General features: G+C 46.7%; 1 protein-coding gene. It reads right to left on the bottom strand.

What is annotated here, in order from left to right:
• On the bottom strand, positions 1-261 hold a 261-nt coding region (locus AB4512_RS22510), incomplete at both ends, for an Lrp/AsnC family transcriptional regulator (RefSeq protein ID WP_372175757.1).

Below are 261 nucleotides of genomic sequence, written 5' to 3'. Positions count from 1 at the left end.
CACTCTTCCACCTCAGGCATCATTTCAACCGCTTGGGCGAATTTATCGAAAATCGAAAAGCTGGTCTGGTCGAGACGAATATGGATAAAGACCTGGACATCGAGTCCCAGCTTTTCTGAACAGAGCTCGGCATGGTAGCCCGTTATATAGCCTTCTTTTTCCAATCGCTTCAATCTATCAGAACAAGGGGACGTCGTTAGGTTGACCTGCTTTGCCAACTCAACAACGGGCAAACGCCCTTTCATATGCAGAATTCTTAGT

The organism is Vibrio sp. 10N.222.52.B7 (assembly GCF_041474275.1).
GTDB lineage: Bacteria > Pseudomonadota > Gammaproteobacteria > Enterobacterales > Vibrionaceae > Vibrio > Vibrio crassostreae_C.
Note: the sequence above shows the minus strand (reverse complement) of the source record. Positions and strands in the feature narration are given on the sequence as shown.